The organism is Olsenella sp. DNF00959, assembly GCF_001553055.1.
GTDB lineage: Bacteria > Actinomycetota > Coriobacteriia > Coriobacteriales > Atopobiaceae > Olsenella_I > Olsenella_I phocaeensis.
Genome location: NZ_KQ960133.1, coordinates 44,661 through 59,490 on the forward strand (window position 1 = coordinate 44,661; position 14,830 = coordinate 59,490).

Annotated in this window: 15 protein-coding genes; 4 read left to right on the forward strand and 11 right to left on the reverse strand. The window is 66.5% G+C overall.

Annotation, left to right across the window (positions count from 1 at the left end; genetic code table 11):
- The first annotated feature begins 37 nt into the window (after nt 1–37).
- Nucleotides 38–403, forward strand: a complete 366-nt coding sequence (locus HMPREF1868_RS07060) for a hypothetical protein (RefSeq protein ID WP_062531478.1) — start codon at nt 38–40, stop codon at nt 401–403.
- 273 nt (nt 404–676) lie between these two features.
- Here HMPREF1868_RS07060 and HMPREF1868_RS07065 read toward each other — a convergent pair whose 3' ends face one another.
- The 9 genes from HMPREF1868_RS07065 to HMPREF1868_RS07105 form a co-directional block, all read right to left on the reverse strand.
- Nucleotides 677–1,108, reverse strand: a complete 432-nt coding sequence (locus HMPREF1868_RS07065) for a heat shock protein transcriptional repressor HspR (protein WP_062531479.1) — start codon at nt 1,106–1,108, stop codon at nt 677–679.
- Entirely contained in the window at nt 1,098–2,054 is a 957-nt protein-coding gene (locus tag HMPREF1868_RS07070; protein WP_062531480.1) for a DnaJ C-terminal domain-containing protein, read from the reverse strand. The genes HMPREF1868_RS07065 and HMPREF1868_RS07070 overlap by 11 nt, the downstream gene beginning before the upstream one ends.
- Nucleotides 2,055–2,117: 63 nt before the next feature.
- Nucleotides 2,118–2,888, reverse strand: coding sequence for a nucleotide exchange factor GrpE (locus tag HMPREF1868_RS07075; protein ID WP_062531481.1), 771 nt, complete (start codon nt 2,886–2,888; stop codon nt 2,118–2,120).
- A gap of 83 nt (nt 2,889–2,971) precedes the next feature.
- Nucleotides 2,972–4,957 (reverse strand): molecular chaperone DnaK, encoded by a 1,986-nt coding sequence (gene dnaK / locus HMPREF1868_RS07080; RefSeq protein WP_255348642.1) that lies wholly within the window; start codon nt 4,955–4,957, stop codon nt 2,972–2,974.
- Between the two features lie 267 nt (nt 4,958–5,224).
- The gene (locus HMPREF1868_RS07085) at nt 5,225–5,587 is read right to left on the reverse strand and encodes a hypothetical protein (protein ID WP_062531482.1); all 363 of its coding nucleotides are present in this window, start codon (nt 5,585–5,587) and stop codon (nt 5,225–5,227) included.
- Nucleotides 5,588–5,654: 67 nt separating this feature from the next.
- A complete protein-coding gene (locus HMPREF1868_RS07090) occupies nt 5,655–6,131 on the reverse strand; it encodes a DUF5067 domain-containing protein (protein WP_062531483.1) in 477 nt (158 codons plus the stop codon).
- A gap of 86 nt (nt 6,132–6,217) precedes the next feature.
- Nucleotides 6,218–6,658 carry a hypothetical protein gene (locus HMPREF1868_RS07095; RefSeq protein ID WP_062531484.1) on the reverse strand — a complete coding sequence of 147 codons (441 nt, stop codon included), beginning with the start codon at nt 6,656–6,658 and terminating at the stop codon, nt 6,218–6,220.
- A gap of 172 nt (nt 6,659–6,830) precedes the next feature.
- Nucleotides 6,831–8,078 (reverse strand): serine/threonine-protein kinase, encoded by a 1,248-nt coding sequence (locus HMPREF1868_RS07100; RefSeq protein ID WP_062531485.1) that lies wholly within the window; start codon nt 8,076–8,078, stop codon nt 6,831–6,833.
- 3 nt (nt 8,079–8,081) lie between these two features.
- On the reverse strand, nt 8,082–8,552 hold the full coding sequence (locus tag HMPREF1868_RS07105) for a hypothetical protein (protein WP_050796593.1): 471 nt from the start codon (nt 8,550–8,552) through the stop codon (nt 8,082–8,084).
- Nucleotides 8,553–8,732: 180 nt separating this feature from the next.
- On the opposite strand from HMPREF1868_RS07105, the gene yfcE reads away from it, so the two are divergent.
- Complete coding sequence (gene yfcE, locus HMPREF1868_RS07110) at nt 8,733–9,299, forward strand: phosphodiesterase (RefSeq protein ID WP_009278224.1); 567 nt, start codon at nt 8,733–8,735, stop codon at nt 9,297–9,299.
- A gap of 84 nt (nt 9,300–9,383) precedes the next feature.
- Here the strand turns inward: yfcE and HMPREF1868_RS07115 are convergent, their stop codons facing one another.
- Nucleotides 9,384–10,385 carry a helix-turn-helix transcriptional regulator gene (locus HMPREF1868_RS07115; protein WP_062531486.1) on the reverse strand — a complete coding sequence of 334 codons (1,002 nt, stop codon included), beginning with the start codon at nt 10,383–10,385 and terminating at the stop codon, nt 9,384–9,386.
- Nucleotides 10,386–10,990: 605 nt separating this feature from the next.
- On the opposite strand from HMPREF1868_RS07115, the gene metA reads away from it, so the two are divergent.
- Nucleotides 10,991–11,962, forward strand: a complete 972-nt coding sequence (metA, locus tag HMPREF1868_RS07120; protein ID WP_062531487.1) for a homoserine O-succinyltransferase — start codon at nt 10,991–10,993, stop codon at nt 11,960–11,962.
- Between the two features lie 89 nt (nt 11,963–12,051).
- Here metA and HMPREF1868_RS07125 read toward each other — a convergent pair whose 3' ends face one another.
- Nucleotides 12,052–12,714 carry an orotidine 5'-phosphate decarboxylase / HUMPS family protein gene (locus tag HMPREF1868_RS07125; RefSeq protein WP_062531488.1) on the reverse strand — a complete coding sequence of 221 codons (663 nt, stop codon included), beginning with the start codon at nt 12,712–12,714 and terminating at the stop codon, nt 12,052–12,054.
- 191 nt (nt 12,715–12,905) lie between these two features.
- Here HMPREF1868_RS07125 and HMPREF1868_RS07130 point away from each other — a divergent pair, with 191 nt between their 5' ends.
- A complete protein-coding gene (locus tag HMPREF1868_RS07130) occupies nt 12,906–14,612 on the forward strand; it encodes a DEAD/DEAH box helicase (protein ID WP_062531489.1) in 1,707 nt (568 codons plus the stop codon).
- The last annotated feature ends 218 nt before the right edge of the window (nt 14,613–14,830 follow it).

The following is a 14,830-nucleotide window of genomic DNA, read 5'->3' on the forward strand; positions in this document are numbered from 1 at the left end:
GCGAAAGGTCCGTCACGCCGGCGCCGAGGCGGCGACGATGGGGCCCAACGAGGTGGACGAGGCGCTTGCCGCCGTCAGACGCGCGATCGTCGACGACAAGCGCCGCGACCGCGACCTCTGGCTACGCGGCCTCACGGTGCTACCCGCCACGAGCGAGGACCTGTACCAACCCCGAAGCCTGGACCGTCTCATGGGGCAGGTCATGGAGGCGATCGAGCGAACGGCCGGCAGGGACCTCTCGCTGCAGAGGAGCGTCCTGACCAGACGGCCCTTCGTGCGGGAGCGGCAGCGGCTGGTCTGGTCGCTTCTTCCAGGCGAGAGGGGGCGGCGCATCTCACAACAGCTCGTCCGGGAGCTCCAACGCCCTCAGGGGCACGTCGAGAGCTGCATCATCGCGCTGTGACAAGGAGTGGGAGCTTGGATGAGATGGCACGATGGCACCCCCGTCCAAAATCGGACATGTTGGTGTGCACAATGCTCGAATCTGAAAGCATTTCTCGCCAAAAAAGCCCTTTTATCAGTGATTTCGCTCGTTTGTGTACACTAATCGCGTAAAAGGGACGACGACCGGAGTCGCGTGCGCCCAGCGCGACACAAAGGGCAGACCCAGGCCAGACGAGAGGGGCATCACGGACAGAGTCGCGATGCCCCTTACCTGGTGCGAACGTCGCCGCCGCTACTCGTCATCGTCCTCGAGGTGGGTCTCCAGGAGTCCGCGCATGACCTGTTCGGGACCCGTGCCGTCGTAGCGGGCAAGCGCCGTGATGCGCTCGCGCATGCGCAGCTCGTGGATGTCGTCCTCGAGCGAGCGGACCCGCGCGCGCAGCTCGTCGATCTCCTTGTCGCGCTTGAGGGCGCGCTCGCGCATGTCCAGGATGCGCACGACGCCCGCGAGGTTGATGCCCTCGTCGGTGAGCTTGCTGATCAGGTTGAGGCGTTCGATGTCGCCTTGGGAGTACAGCCGCGTGTTGCCACGCGAGCGGCCGGGGTTGACCAGGCCCTTCTGCTCGTAGACGCGCAGGGTCTGCGGATGCATGCCGGTCAGCTCGGCCGCAACGCTGATCATGTAAAGCGGCTTGTCCTTGCCGCTCGCGTCACTACGCGCCATATGCCTCGACGTCCTTTCTGTAGTCGCGGCCGTCGGCATCACGTAGGGCCTCCAGCGCGTCACGCTCCTTTTGCGAGAGTCGCGTGGGCACCTTGACCCTCACGGTCACGTACAGGGCGCCACGGGATCCCTTGCGACGCACGTCGGGGGCGCCCAGCTCCTTGAAGCGGAAGGTCTTGCCGTCCTGCGTGCCTGCGGGAACCTTGAGGCGGACTTCCGCCCCCTCGGGCGTCGGCACGTCGATGGTGGCCCCCAGGGCAGCCTCGAAGGCGCTCACCGGAAGCTCCATGCGCACGTCGGCCCCATCGCGCTTGAAGAGCGGGTGCTCGGCCACGCGGGTCGTCACCACGAGGTCGCCGCGGGCACCGCCGTTGGTCCCGTACTCGCCACGTCCGCGATAGCGCAGCTTGCCACCATCGATTGCCCCGGCGGGGACCTTGACGTTGAGGGTCTGGCGCTCGCCCGTCGAGGGAATCGAGTAGCTGATTTTGCGCTGCTCGCCCGCAAAGGCGGCCTCCGCGCTCACGTCTATGGTGGCGGTTATGTCCCGGCCCTTGGAAGGACGGTTGGCGGCGGCCTGCCCACCGAAGATCGACGAGAAGTCGAAGCCAGGGAAGGCGCCGTCACCGTTGCGGATATTGTCGAAGATGTCGCCCCAGTCGGCCCCGCCCACGTTGGTGGTGTAGCTGTAGCCGCCGCTCCTGCCGCCCGCACCACCAAATCCCGAGCCGGGCATGCCACCAAACATCAGCATCTGGTCATACTCGCGACGCTTCTGGGTGTCAGAGAGCGTCGTGTACGCCTCGCTGACCTCCTTGAACTTTGCCTCGTCACCACCCGCGTCGGGGTGATACTTGGCAGCGAGCTTGCGAAAGGCCTTCTTGATGTCGTCCTGGCTGGCGTCGCGCTTCACGCCCAAGACGTCGTAGTAGTTCTTGTCTGCCATAGAAGCCAACGCCTCCTTCCTGGTGGCAGCGCCCGGGCTTGTGCCCGGGCGCGCCAAGTGCGACTACTCCTTGACCTCGTCGTCGCCCATGGGCTCGCCCTCCGGCTCGGGACGCTTGGGCCCGCCATAGGTCACCGTGACCATGGCCGTACGAATCACCTTGCCGCCCATGCGATAGCCCCTCTGGTACACCTGGGCCACCGTCTCGTCATAGGCCTCGGCGTTCTCCTCGCGACCCACGGCCTGGTGGACCAGGGGGTCAAAGGGCTCGCCGGCTGGGTCGATGACCTCGACGCCCTCCTTCCCTAGGACGGAAACCATCTTGTCGTGCACCGCGTCGACGCCGGCGACGAACTGCAGCAGGGCCTCGTCGCCATCGGCGGTCTGTGCCGCGTGGGCAGAGGCGCGCTCCATGTCGTCGAGGACCGGAAGCAGGTTGAGCACGAGCTTCTCGGCCGCGCGCTCCCTCTCGGCCAGGCGCTCCTGCGCGGTGCGGCGACGGTAGTTGTCCCAGTCGGCCTGCAGGCGCGTCAGGCGGTCAGTCGAGTCCGCGGCCTCCTTCTGCGCCGCAGCGACCTTGTCCGCAACCTCGTCGAGCTGTCGCTGGAGGTCGTCGCGCTCCTGACGGATCTTGTCGGCGTCGGCCTTGAAGTCGGTCTCAGCTGCCTGCTCGCCGGCGCGCTTCGCCGCCTCCACCAGGTCCTCCTCGCTGGGCTCTGCCTCGGGCGCGGCGTCGGCGACCACCTCCTGCCCAACCGCCGGCTCGCCCTCGGCCGCCGTGGCCTCGACGACGTCCTCGTCCCTCATGTCATCACCCTCGATAGGCACCTTCACGTCACCCTCCTCGGGCTGCCAAAGGGGCGGCCGCAAGGGCCGCCCCAGCCAACATCTTGTCCTAGGGCCTAGGCGGCCTTGGCCTACTGGTTGTTCTTGTCGTCGTCCACGACCTCGTAGTCGGCGTCGACGACGTCGTCGGTCGAGCTTCCGCCGGTAGCGGAGGTCTGGGCCTGGGTGTCGGAGTAGACGATCTCGGCCAGCTTGTGCCCGACCTCCTGGAGCTTCTCGCCCGCGGCCTTGATGGCGTCGACGTCAGTGCCGTCGAGTGCCTTCTTGGCTGCGTCGACCGCGTCCTGGACCTCCTTCTTCTGGTCCTCGGACACCTTGTCGCCCAGGTCCTTCAGCGTCTGCTCGGTGCTGTAGCACAGCGAGTCGGTCTGGTTGCGGACCTCGATCTCGTCCTTGTGCCTCTTGTCCTCCTCGGCGTGGGACTCGGCGTCCTTGACCATGCGATCGACCTCGTCGTCCGAGAGCGCGGTGGAGCCAGAGATCGTGATCTGCTGCTGCTTGCCGGTACCCTTGTCCTTGGCGGTGACCTTCACGATGCCGTTGGCGTCGATGTCGAAGGTGACCTCGATCTGGGGCACGCCGCGGCGGGCTGCGGGGATGCCGGTCAGGTTAAACTTGCCCAGGCTCTTGTTGTCGCGAGCCATCTCGCGCTCGCCCTGCAGGACGTTGATCTCGACGGAGGTCTGGTTGTCGGCCGCCGTGGAGTAGACCTCGGTCTTGCTGGTGGGGATCGTGGTGTTGCGGTCAATCATCTTGGTCATGACGCCGCCCATGGTCTCGACGCCCAGCGAGAGCGGGGTGACGTCGAGCAGCAGGATGCCGGACACGTCGCCGGTGAGCACGCCGCCCTGGACGGCAGCGCCGTCGGCGACGACCTCGTCGGGGTTCACGGACATGTTGGGCTGCTTGCCGGTCATGGTCTTGACCAGGTCCTGCACGGCGGGCATACGAGAGGAGCCGCCCACGAGGATGACCTCGTTGACCTCAGAGATCTGCAGGCCGGCGTCCTGGAGGGCCTTGGTGACGGGGCCCTTGCAGCGGTCGAGCAGGTCACGGGTGATGCGCTCGAACTCGGCGCGGGTCAGCGTGTAGTTGAGGTGCTTGGGGCCGGTGGCGTCGGCGGTGATGAAGGGCAGGTTGATGTCTGCCTGCTGGGCGCTGGAGAGCTCCTTCTTGGCGTTCTCGGCGGCCTCCTTCAGGCGCTGCAGCGCCATGGGGTCACGACGCAGGTCGATGCCCATCTCCTGCTGGAACTTGTCGGCCATCCAGTCGATGACGCGCTGGTCCCAGTCGTCGCCGCCCAGGTGGTTGTCGCCGTTGGTGGCCAGGACCTCGACGACTCCGTCGGCAAGGTCGAGCAGGGACACGTCGAAGGTGCCGCCGCCCAGGTCGAAGACCAGGACCTTCTGGTCGATGTCCTTCTTGTCGAGGCCGTAGGCGAGGGCCGCCGCCGTGGGCTCGTTGACGATGCGCTGGACGTTGAGGCCGGCAATCTTGCCGGCGTCCTTGGTGGCCTGGCGCTGGGCGTCGTTGAAGTAGGCGGGGACGGTGATGACCGCGTCGGTGACGGGCTCGCCCAAGTACTTCTCGGCGTCGGCCTTCATCTTGGCTAGAATCATTGCGCTGATCTGCTCGGGGGTGAAGTCCTCGCCGTCGATCTCGACCACGGCACGGTTGCCGGTACCGCCCTTCACGGAGTAGGGGACGGTCTTGAGCTCGGAGCTGACCTCGTCGTAGCGACGGCCCATGAAGCGCTTGATGGAGAAGACCGTGTTCTTGGGGTTGGTGACTGCCTGGTTCTTTGCGGCCTTGCCCACGATGCGGTCGCCGTCGGCGCGGAAGCCCACGACGGACGGGGTGGTGCGGTCGCCCTCGGCGTTGACGATGATGGTGGGCTCGCCGCCCTCGAGGACTGCCATCGCGGAGTTGGTGGTGCCAAGATCGATACCCAGAATCTTGCCCATTGCGATTCCCTTCTGTCTCTCCCTTGGCCCCTGGGGCGGGGAGCTTGTCTGCCCTTGTGCTGCCGCCGAGTCGCCGACGGAGCCTTCGTACATTGCGATTGTTCCCGCGGTATCTGATTCTATACGCAATCTAAGTCTCTACACATTAGATTTTTTGTTCTCTCATGAGTGAGGAATCTTGAGCCACCCAGAGGGGGTGGTCACTCGCCGACAATCGAGCTTGTGGCGACGCATCGCCTGCGGGGAACGACGCCCATGGGTGGGTGGGGCGGCACGGAACAGGGTCGTGCCACAAGAAGGGGTCCGCGGCAGCTCGCCTCGGACCCCGATACACGTGCACCGTCTGGCAGCACGAGTTCGCTACTCTTCCCCCTCTTCCTTCCCCGCCTTCCTGAGCTGGGAGAAGCCAACGAACGAGAGTACGGTCTGGGCGACCACGAAGAAGAAGTACATGGGGAAGAGAACCATCGCCACGGCGTAGAGGATGGCTCCCACCAAGGCGAAAGAGGGCTTGTGCATGAAGAGCCCGAGCCCGTTGAAGATGACCGCCACGGCAGTGGATGCCAGGTGGGGCATGACGAGGTAGGTCGCAATCGCGGCGCCGGCTCGATAGGCGGTCATCCCCGAGGAGCCCGCACCACCCCAGTAGTAGACGCTGTACAGGAGGTACAGCGCCCCCAACACGAACGAGATGAGCAGCAGTACGTTGAGCTTCTTCTTCATGACTTCGCTTCCTTCGATTGCGTGGTCTTGCGCCTTGACATGCTCCGCCGATGAGCCGTCGTAGCCCCTACGAGAGACTGAAGGTCTGGGTGGCCAGGGGCTCGTCGCTCGCAGAGACGTACTCCTTCACCTCGACCTCGATGTCCGAGGTGTCCTGTAACGCATACGGGATGCGCACCTTTATTGTCCCGCCAGGCTTGACCTTGTTTGACCAGTCGGCAGTATCGACCCCGTCGACGATGCCCGGCTCGCACTGTATGCCGTTCTGGTACACCTCCATTGACGCCACCGCCATCAGCGACTGCGCTTCGTCGGAGTTATTCGTGAAGCTGTAGTCGATGACCGCGGCAGGGTTGCCCTGGTAGTCGACGGCGGAGGTGCAGCCGTCGATTGTCACTTCGTAGTCGGACTTCGCCTTCTGAGCCTGGACGGGATCCGAGCCCGCGCCGTCGCCGCTCGACGACGGGGTGCCGGAGCAAGCCGCCAGCGGCAGGGCGACAAGCGTGGCAACGACAACTGCACAAACGGTCTTCTTGACGCTCATGTGTTCTCTCACCTTTCTCTTTGCTGGCTTCTGCCAGGACAAAGGAGATGGTAGGGGCGAGAGAACCCCCGTTCATTAGCTGTCAGCTAACTGTTCGCGAGCGGGCCACCCAGAGCCGCGCCGCCCGTGAGGGGCCGCTCCCCCTGCTCCCAGAGGAGATGGTCGCAGCAGGTCACGCCCATCCCGCGCTCGAGGCAGAAGGCAATGACCACATCCCGGCGGCGGTCGGGCCTGAGGGCGCTCAGGCCGCCGCGTTCCAGGGCGTCGCTCGCGTCCTCCACGCCCAGCCCCATCCCGAAGCAGACCTGGAGGAGCTTGTCACGCGTGGGGCTTCGCGACCCAGAGAGGATCTGATACGCGTAGGTGTGATTGAGGCCCGAGCGCCCCACGACCGCGCCACGCGAGAGCGAGCGCTCGCGCAGGGCGTCATCCGCCCAGCCGGCAAAGTTTCGGTCGTCAAGCGGCGCGCTTTCCAACGCGCGCCTGACGTCCGAACCGCAGTCCCTCAAGAAGCCCCACTCATCCATTGCACAACCCCTTTCGCGTGAAAGGGTAGGTGGCGCGACGCGGCGATTCATTAGCTGGCAGCTCATTGTTTCGCGGAAGGGCCACGTGGCGCGGGGGTGGGGAGCGGCCGCGCGGCCAGGCGCACCCAAGGCAGAGCAGCCTCCGCGCCACGCGCGACATTGCGCAAAGGGCCTAGACGAGACCGGCCGCCTGGGCAAGGATCTGTAGCGCGAGCATAATCGCAAAGCCTGCGAAAAGCTCCTCCGCCACACGAAGCAGCAGACGCCTCGGGAGCGCGCCCCGATCCAGACCCGCGTACTCCCCCACCCCTGCCACGGCGCAAGCGAGCTCGTAGGAGGGGAGGAGTATCCACCAGGCCATGAGCACGAGGTACGAGATGGCGGCAAGCGACTCCTGGGCAATCCCCACCTGCCGTCCCACCTGCTCTGGCATGCCAAGGAGACCCGCGGCGAACACCACGAGGAGGACCACCGCGAACACGAGCGCGACGGTCTTGCGCACGGAGCGAGGCGCACGAAGCAGCGCCAGAACGGTCGGGGCGAGCTCCATCCAGACGTGGAGCGAGTGGGGGGCGAGGCTCCGGTCGCCCTTGGGGCGCAGCTCGACGGCCGGCACGGCAGCGGGTCCCTCCCGATCATCCTGTCCCGCCGTGCCCGAACCTTCGACGCAGGAGCGCAACTCAGCCATGAGCTCTGCCGCAGACTGAGGGCGCGCGCTGGGCTCAAGCGACCGGGCACGGCCTATCAGCCCGACCACCTCCCCTGGCACGGCGGCGAGTCCCAACGCAGGATCGAAGCCCCTCTCGCCTGGCCAGGTAGCTGTGAGCATGTAGGCGAGCACGCTCGCCAGGGAGTACACGTCGGACCTAGCATCGGTCTGGGCGAAGCCGAACTGCTCTGGTGCGGCAAAGCCCCAGGTGCCCAGGAGCGTCGTGTCTCGCCCCGCCTCGTCCGAGCGCAGGCGCGCGATGCCCAGGTCTATGAGGTGGGCGCATCCCCCGCCATCCACGATGACGTTCTTTGGCGTGATGTCGCGGTGTATGATGCCATGCTCGTGGAGCGCCTGTGCGGCGGAGCAGATTCCGTCCATGAGCCGCACCGCCCGCGGCAGGGAGAGCGGTCCCTCCCGCGTCACGAGGCCCTCGAGAGACTCCCCGTCCACGTACTCGAGCACCACGGCCAGGCGGTCAGGAAGGCGGTAGACGGTCTCCACTCGGGGAAGCCCCGGCTCGTCAACGCCCAGCAACGTGCCCCAGAGCCCAGGTGCGGCGAGTCCGCCAGCGAAGTACTTGCGCACGAAGAGGCCAGCCCCACCAAGGGTCACGAGCTCGGTCCTGAGCCCCTCTCGCTCGGAAAGCACCCGCTCGACCTTGTAGGCGTCGTCCAGCACAAGGGCGTGCAACACCTCTCCCTCGTCCACGCGTCAGCCCTCCGCAGGCAGGAGGGTCTCTTCCCCCATGCGGTAGAGCTCGTCGTCGCAGTCCTCGCGGCTGAGCCCGCGCTCGAGGCAGAAGATGACGATCGCGTCGCGCCGCCGGCGACTCCACAGCTCCGCATGCCCCGCCAGACGCAGTAGCCTCTGGGCCTCGTGCAGGGTGCAGCCCATGCCGAAGGCGAGCATCAGGGCCCTGTCGCGCCCGATGTGCCGCGTGCCTTGGAAGACCTGGTAGCCAAAGGTGGCGTTGAGTCCGGCGGCGGCAATGGCCTGCGCGCGCCCGAGGCCCTTCCGCTCCAGGAGGTCGCGCAGGTACTCGGCGAGGTCGCGCCCCTCGAGGTCGGGCTCGACGGCGCTGAGATAGCCCTCTATCGAGGTGGACGCGAGCAGGCGCTCGAGGAGCTCCTCGGTCACGTGCTCGTGGCCGCAAGAATCGACCTCCGACCGCTCTTTGGCCATGCGCTTCCCTTCCCCGTTTCCCAGGAGAGACCATCATAGCCCCCACCTGGGACGCGAGCAGACTCCACCCGGGACGCGCGCGGCCCCGGGGATGCGGGCGCTTGCGCTAAGCTCGACTGCATGCCAGAAAACATCGTCGGACGAGAGAAGACCTCGTCCTCGGCCCTTGGGAGGCACCACATGAAGCTGCTCCTCGCCTCTGACATCCACGGTGCGGCAGACCGCTGCGCCCGCCTCATGGACGCCATCGATGCGGAGCGGCCCGACCGCGTGGTGCTCCTGGGAGACCTCCTCTACCACGGGCCCCGCAACGACCTGCCCGCCGACTACGCCCCCAAACGCGTCATCCAGATGCTCAACTCCATCGCGGACCAGGTCATAGCCGTGCGCGGCAACTGCGACGCCGAGGTGGACCAGATGGTCCTGGACTTCCCCTGCATGACCGACCACAACCTGCTCTGGGACCCTGCCGCCCCCAACCCCGTGACCGGCGGCATGGGTCGCACGCTCTTCCTCACGCACGGGCACGTCTGGGGCGCAGGCTTCCACAACTCCGTCGACCACCTGCCCCTGCTGCCCGATGGCGCGGCGCTCGTGTACGGGCACACGCACCGGAAGGTCAACGAGCCCGCGCCGGGCAACCCCGACATCTGGTGCTTCAACCCTGGCAGCGTGGGCATTCCCAAGGACGGCAGCAGCAGCTACGGCCTCTGGCTGGACGGGCGCCTCGAGCACCGCGAGCTCTAGGACGATGGGGCGGGTCCCTCCGCCATGCTGCCCCCGGCGCAGGGACCCCACCTCAGCTTGCCCCGACGCGATCCCATGTCCGAGCTAGTGCCTTGACCTCAGGTCGCGCTCCCACACGGCGACGCCCGCACAGGCAATGCCTCCGATTGGCCAGGGGAGCCAGAAGAATTCATTCGGCGACCCGTTGGCGCCGTTGAGGTCGATGGACGTGAACAACAGGACCAGCGCCAGCGCGGTCGCGGCGAGCATGATGATGGCGCAGATCGCCCCAACCCTGCGATTCCCGCGCCTTACCGCCAGCGCACGCTCGAGCCCCTCTCCCTCGAGCGCCTCCGCAATCTCGTCCTCGCTGAGCTCGTCCAAGGCGTCCTCGTTGTAGCTGGCAAGGTTCACGCGCTCGCCCATCACGAGGGAGTAGACCAGAGTCCCGACACCCGCCGCGACGCAGAGCAGCATGGAAGCCGCCCAGACGTTTGCGTCCCCCAGAAGCACCGGAAACAAGATCCCGAGGAGTATCGCCCCGACGCCTAGGGCGATGCCCCGCCCCATGAGGCCCCGCGCGTCGGCACGCTGCTCTGGGGTATAGAAGTCCTCCACGAAGGGATGCTCCTTCTGGAAGGCCGTGTGGGCCATCACGGTTGGCACGATAAGCGCCACGCCAAGGGCCACGAAGGCAAAGAGGGCCAGCGTCGAGAGCGCGCTTGGGTCTGCCAGGGCCCCTGCGGGGTTGACCCCGTCAAGGAGCGCACCCAGCGCCACGCCCACGATGATGGCCGAGACGCCCAGGGCCATGCGCCGGGCAAAGGAGCGCACGTGCTCGTCGTAGCCACATACGTCCGTGGCGGGTCCAGGCGAGACGAGCTCGGACCTCGGTGGTTCGACGTCCGTAAGGTCACCCTTCACGAGCTCGTCCAGGGTGCAGCCGAAGATGTCGCAGAGCTTGAGGAGCTTGTCCATCTCGGGGTAGGCCTTCTCGGCCTCCCACTTGGTCACCGACTGGCGGCTCACGCCCACCAGCATGGCAAGCTGCTCCTGGGTCATGTTGCGCGTGGCGCGCAGGTGCTGAAGGTTGTCTCGGAAGCTCATGGTGTTTCCCTCTGCCTTGCCGCCCGCGGCGGCCCCAACGTCTTCTGTGCCGGCACCTTCGAATCTATGGTAGCCGGGCGTCCCCGGCCACCAACCCGAGGCTGCATTTTAATTTTATGGAATGTCAGGGCACCGGACGGTTGCGGGCCGCAGCTCAGAGGTTGCAAAGACCCACCGGGAGGGTTGCCAGAGGGTCCATCTTGCCTCTCGCCACATGCAGGTGCAGAACGGCCCCGGTGGAGGTCTGGTTGTCGGATGGTCCATCTTGTCTTTCGCCACACAAAGAGGTCGAAATCCGCCAAAAAGTGTGGCAGAAGACAAGATGGATGCCTCCGCACGAAGAGGCGCGCGTCGAACTCGAAAATCACCATGGCCCCGCGCGGACGTCCTCGCGCCAAAGGGGCACGATGACGAGGGGCGGTTCCCGGGCGAGAGGGGCCGCGGCGCCACTCGCGACGACCACGCCAGGACTGCGCCATGGAGTGCCGACCACTGGCCCGCAAATGCCGGCTCGCGCGGCCAAGTCGCGAGCAAGACACGCCGCGCCCCTCTCGCCCGCCTGGTCTATCCTGATAGCGAAAAAATCGCGCCGGAACGGAGCCAGCATGCCCATCAACATCCCCGACGGCCTGCCTGCCAAGAAGGTCCTCCGCCAGGAGCGGATCTTTGCCCTAGAGGAGGAGGTCGCCGGGCAGCAGCAGATCCGCCCGCTCAACGTGGTGATCCTGAACCTCATGCCCACCAAGGTAGAGACCGAGACCCAGATCCTGCGCCTCATCAGCAAGTCGCCCCTGCAGGTAAGCTGCGACTTCATGCGCGTGAGCACGCACGAGTCCACCCATGTCTCGCAGGACCACCTGGTGAAGTTCTATGACTGCTTCGAGGCCTACGAGGACAAGAACTACGACGGCATGATCATCACCGGCGCACCGGTGGAGCAGCTTCCCTACGAGGCCGTCGACTACTGGGACGAGCTCTGCCGGATCATAGACTGGTCGCAGGGGCACGTGCTCAGCACCATGTACCTCTGCTGGGGCGCACTTGCCGGCCTCTGGCACCTCTACCGGATTCCCAAGAGGCAGCTTCCCGCCAAGCTCTTCGGCGTCTTTCCCCAGCGGCTCTGCGACGAGTACAGCTTCCTCACCAACGGCTTCGACGAGATGCACAACATGCCCCACTCGCGCCATGCCGCCATCGACGCAGGCGAGCTGGCCAACCACCCCGAGTTGCACGTGCTCAGCGAGGGTTTCTCCAGCGGACCCTCGCTCATCGCGACCCGCGACTTCCACGAGGTGTACGTAACCGGCCACTACGAGTACGGGCGCGACACCCTGAGCGACGAGTACTGGCGCGACTTCAAGCGCGGGCTTCCCATCCGCGTGCCCCAGAACTACTTCCCCGACGACGACCCCGAGCGGCAGCCCATCTTTACCTGGCGAGCCCATGCAAACCTGCTGTACCGCAACTGGCTCAACTGGGTGTACCAGATGACGCCCTACGACCGGGCGGACATTCCGGCACAAATCCGCACGCTCAAGGCGGACTCCGATGGCATGGTGGACAAGTTCGAGGCATAGGGCACGACAAGAGGTCCACCCAGAGCAGGACACGGCGGGCGAGAGGGCCGTGTGTCCGAGAACGCGGCCGCCCCGCGCGCCTACACCGCCTACACCATCTGGGCCTTGAGCCGCGCGGCCGCGGCGCGTGGGTCGTCAGCCTGCGCAATGGCCCTGCCCACGAGGACGCAGGAGGGGTCAGCAGCCACCACCTGGACTATGTTGTCGAGCCCGATGTGGCCGACCACTGCGCTCTGGGCGCTCGTCAGGCACTCGTTGAGGCCACGCAGCAGCTCCAGCGGGGCGAAGGTGCCCGCTTCCCCGACGTCCGAGACGGCACTGAGCTCGTGACCATCGGCCCCCAGCCCCGAGGGAACGACGAGCTCCCCCACGCCCAGCGCCTCGAGCTCCACGGCACGGCTGAGCGGACCCGCCATGCCAGCCAGGTCGCCCACCACGCACCGTCCCATCACCTCGGCCACCCGCAGCACCGCGTCGAAGGTCTGGTCGGAGGCAAGTCCCAGGACGCTCACCGCGTCCGCCCCGTAGTCAAAGCACTTCCGCGCGACGTAGCCACCGCTGTGGAAGACCTTCGCGTCGGCGAGCACAACCTTGTCCGGGAAGGCATGCTTCACGTGCCTCACCATCGAAAGCCCCTCCTCCACCAGGAGCGGATAGCCCACCTCGACCACGTCGACGTAGTCACGGGTGTCCAGGATGAGGTCGAGGCAGTCCTCCAACCTCAGCGCGTCCAACGTGAGCTGCAGCCTCATGGCAACCTCCCAGGCGATTCGTCGCAACAGGCCCAGCGTAGTCGAGGGTCACGGGGCAATCGTGAGCCTTTGGTGTGCTCGGGCCCTCTGGCGCCATTCGCGCCGCAGACGGCTGCCCCACATAGCCGTCAGGACGCATGGCTCCGATGTCTGCCCTGCAGCACGAGGCAACTTGGGCGATACTTAGGCACATGACTAAGACATTTGCCGAGCTCGGGCTAAACGAGCACATCCTCGCCGGCGTGGAGGAGCTGGGCTTCTCAACGCCGACTCCCGTGCAGGAGCAGGCCATCCCCGCCGTCCTCGCCGGGCGCGACGTGATCGCCTCCGCACAGACAGGCACGGGCAAGACCGCCGCCTTCGCATTGCCGGTCCTGCAGGTCATCGAGCCCCTCTCTCGCGCGGCACGGCAGAGCCGGGCAGCATCCGCCGCCCCCGGCGCAAAGCCGGCTGATGCGGGCGAGAGTGACGACGGCCCTTCGCAGGACGGGGCCACCAGGGCCACACAGGACGACGGACCCGAAGTCCTCGCGGACCGCGTGGAGGACGACTCCGTGCTCTCGGCACCCGTCAACAACGAGAGCGTAATCCAGGACGCCGACGCATCGGGCAAGCCCCGGCGCCGGCGTCGCAGGCATCACAAGAAGGCGGAAGGCGGCGACGCACCCGCAGACGATACGAAGGCGAACGCGGATGCCGCGCCCCAGACCAAGTCCGCTCCCGAGACGCAGGGCGACTCCCCCACAAAGCCCAAGCGCAAGCGCCGTCGCAGGAAGAAGCCTGCCTCGAAGCGCACGGACGCCCCCATGGACGACTCGCGCGAGAGGGACCCCGACGCCAGGCCCTTCGGACCCTTCGCCCTGGTGGTGACTCCCACCCGCGAGCTCGCGGCACAGATCGAGGACGTGGTGAGCGTCGTCTGCCGCAAGACCGGACAGAAGACCGTCGTTGTCATGGGTGGTGCCAAGTTCGAGCGCCAGATCCGTGAGCTCGAGCGCGGCTGCGACCTGCTCGTGGCGACCCCCGGCCGTCTCATCGACCTCATGGAGCACGAGCACGTGAGCCTGGCAGACGTCAAGGTCCTGGTGCTGGACGAGGCCGACCGCATGCTGGACATGGGTTTCTGGCCCAGCGTGCGCCGCATCGTCAAGGCCTGCCCCGCAGACCGGCAGACGCTGCTCTTCTCTGCAACCATCCCACCCAGCATCAAGGGCACCGTCGACGCCATGCTGCACGACCCCGCGAGCATCGAGATCGCCCGCGTGGGAGAGACTGCCGACACCGTGGAGGAACACCTCTGCCCCGTCTCGCAGGGGCAGAAGACCCTGCTTCTGGAAGCGTTGCTCAAGACTGGCGGGGCCGCAGGCGAGGTCCCCGAGCGCGTATTGGTCTTCTGTCGCACCAAGCACCGCAGCGACGACCTCGAGAAGTACCTCAAGCGCGCGAGCTTCAGCGTGGACGTCATGCACGCTGACCGCCCCCAGAAGGCCCGCGAGCGAGCACTCGAACGATTCCGCGAAGGTGCCTGCCAGGTGCTCGTGGCCACCGACGTCATGAGCCGCGGCATCGACGTGAGTGGAATCGACGCCGTGGTCAACTTCGACGTCCCCATGGACCCCGAGGACTACGTACACCGCATCGGCCGCACGGGCCGCGCCGGCGCCACGGGACACGCCTACACCTTCGTTGCGCCCGACGAGATCAGTCCCCTGCGCGAGATCGAGTACTTCACGCACGCGCTCGTCCCGGTATGGGACCTCGAGGGCTTCGACTACGACGAGACGCGCATCGTGCCCAATCCCGGCCGCTCCACCACCAAGGCGACGCGCACCATGTTCAGCGGCTCACGCAGCCGGGGGCGTGGCATCAGCTCCGGACGCTACGGCAGGCACTTCTAGACTTTGCGATAAGACGTACGAACATATCAATGACCTGCTTCCGAGGCGCGTTCGCAGTCGTGGACGTGCCTCTTCTCTCCCCTGGCGCCATGGTCACGCGCCACATCCCACATGCCCCATGCCGTCCGCGCCGCAATGCGGACTTCTCCCCTAATCGCCGCACGTCCCGTCGCCCGTGGTAGCAAGCTAGACATCACGAGGGGTTGCCTGGGGCGCCA

Excerpts from the sequence above, each read along its gene's own strand:
- HMPREF1868_RS07125 (WP_062531488.1), bottom strand. The coding sequence starts at position 12,714 with ATGAGGCTGCAGCTCACGTTGGACGCGCTGAGGTTGGAGGACTGCCTC.
- HMPREF1868_RS07070 (WP_062531480.1), bottom strand. The coding sequence starts at position 2,054 with ATGGCAGACAAGAACTACTACGACGTCTTGGGCGTGAAGCGCGACGCC.
- HMPREF1868_RS07115 (WP_062531486.1), bottom strand. The coding sequence starts at position 10,385 with ATGAGCTTCCGAGACAACCTTCAGCACCTGCGCGCCACGCGCAACATG.
- HMPREF1868_RS07060 (WP_062531478.1), top strand. The coding sequence starts at position 38 with ATGGGGCCCAACGAGGTGGACGAGGCGCTTGCCGCCGTCAGACGCGCG.
- HMPREF1868_RS07090 (WP_062531483.1), bottom strand. The coding sequence starts at position 6,131 with ATGAGCGTCAAGAAGACCGTTTGTGCAGTTGTCGTTGCCACGCTTGTC.
- HMPREF1868_RS07105 (WP_050796593.1), bottom strand. The coding sequence starts at position 8,552 with ATGGCCAAAGAGCGGTCGGAGGTCGATTCTTGCGGCCACGAGCACGTG.
- dnaK (WP_255348642.1), bottom strand. The coding sequence starts at position 4,957 with ATGTACGAAGGCTCCGTCGGCGACTCGGCGGCAGCACAAGGGCAGACA.
- yfcE (WP_009278224.1), top strand. The coding sequence starts at position 8,733 with ATGAAGCTGCTCCTCGCCTCTGACATCCACGGTGCGGCAGACCGCTGC.
- HMPREF1868_RS07095 (WP_062531484.1), bottom strand. The coding sequence starts at position 6,658 with ATGGATGAGTGGGGCTTCTTGAGGGACTGCGGTTCGGACGTCAGGCGC.
- HMPREF1868_RS07065 (WP_062531479.1), bottom strand. The coding sequence starts at position 1,108 with ATGGCGCGTAGTGACGCGAGCGGCAAGGACAAGCCGCTTTACATGATC.
- HMPREF1868_RS07130 (WP_062531489.1), top strand. The coding sequence starts at position 12,906 with ATGACTAAGACATTTGCCGAGCTCGGGCTAAACGAGCACATCCTCGCC.
- metA (WP_062531487.1), top strand. The coding sequence starts at position 10,991 with ATGCCCATCAACATCCCCGACGGCCTGCCTGCCAAGAAGGTCCTCCGC.
- HMPREF1868_RS07085 (WP_062531482.1), bottom strand. The coding sequence starts at position 5,587 with ATGAAGAAGAAGCTCAACGTACTGCTGCTCATCTCGTTCGTGTTGGGG.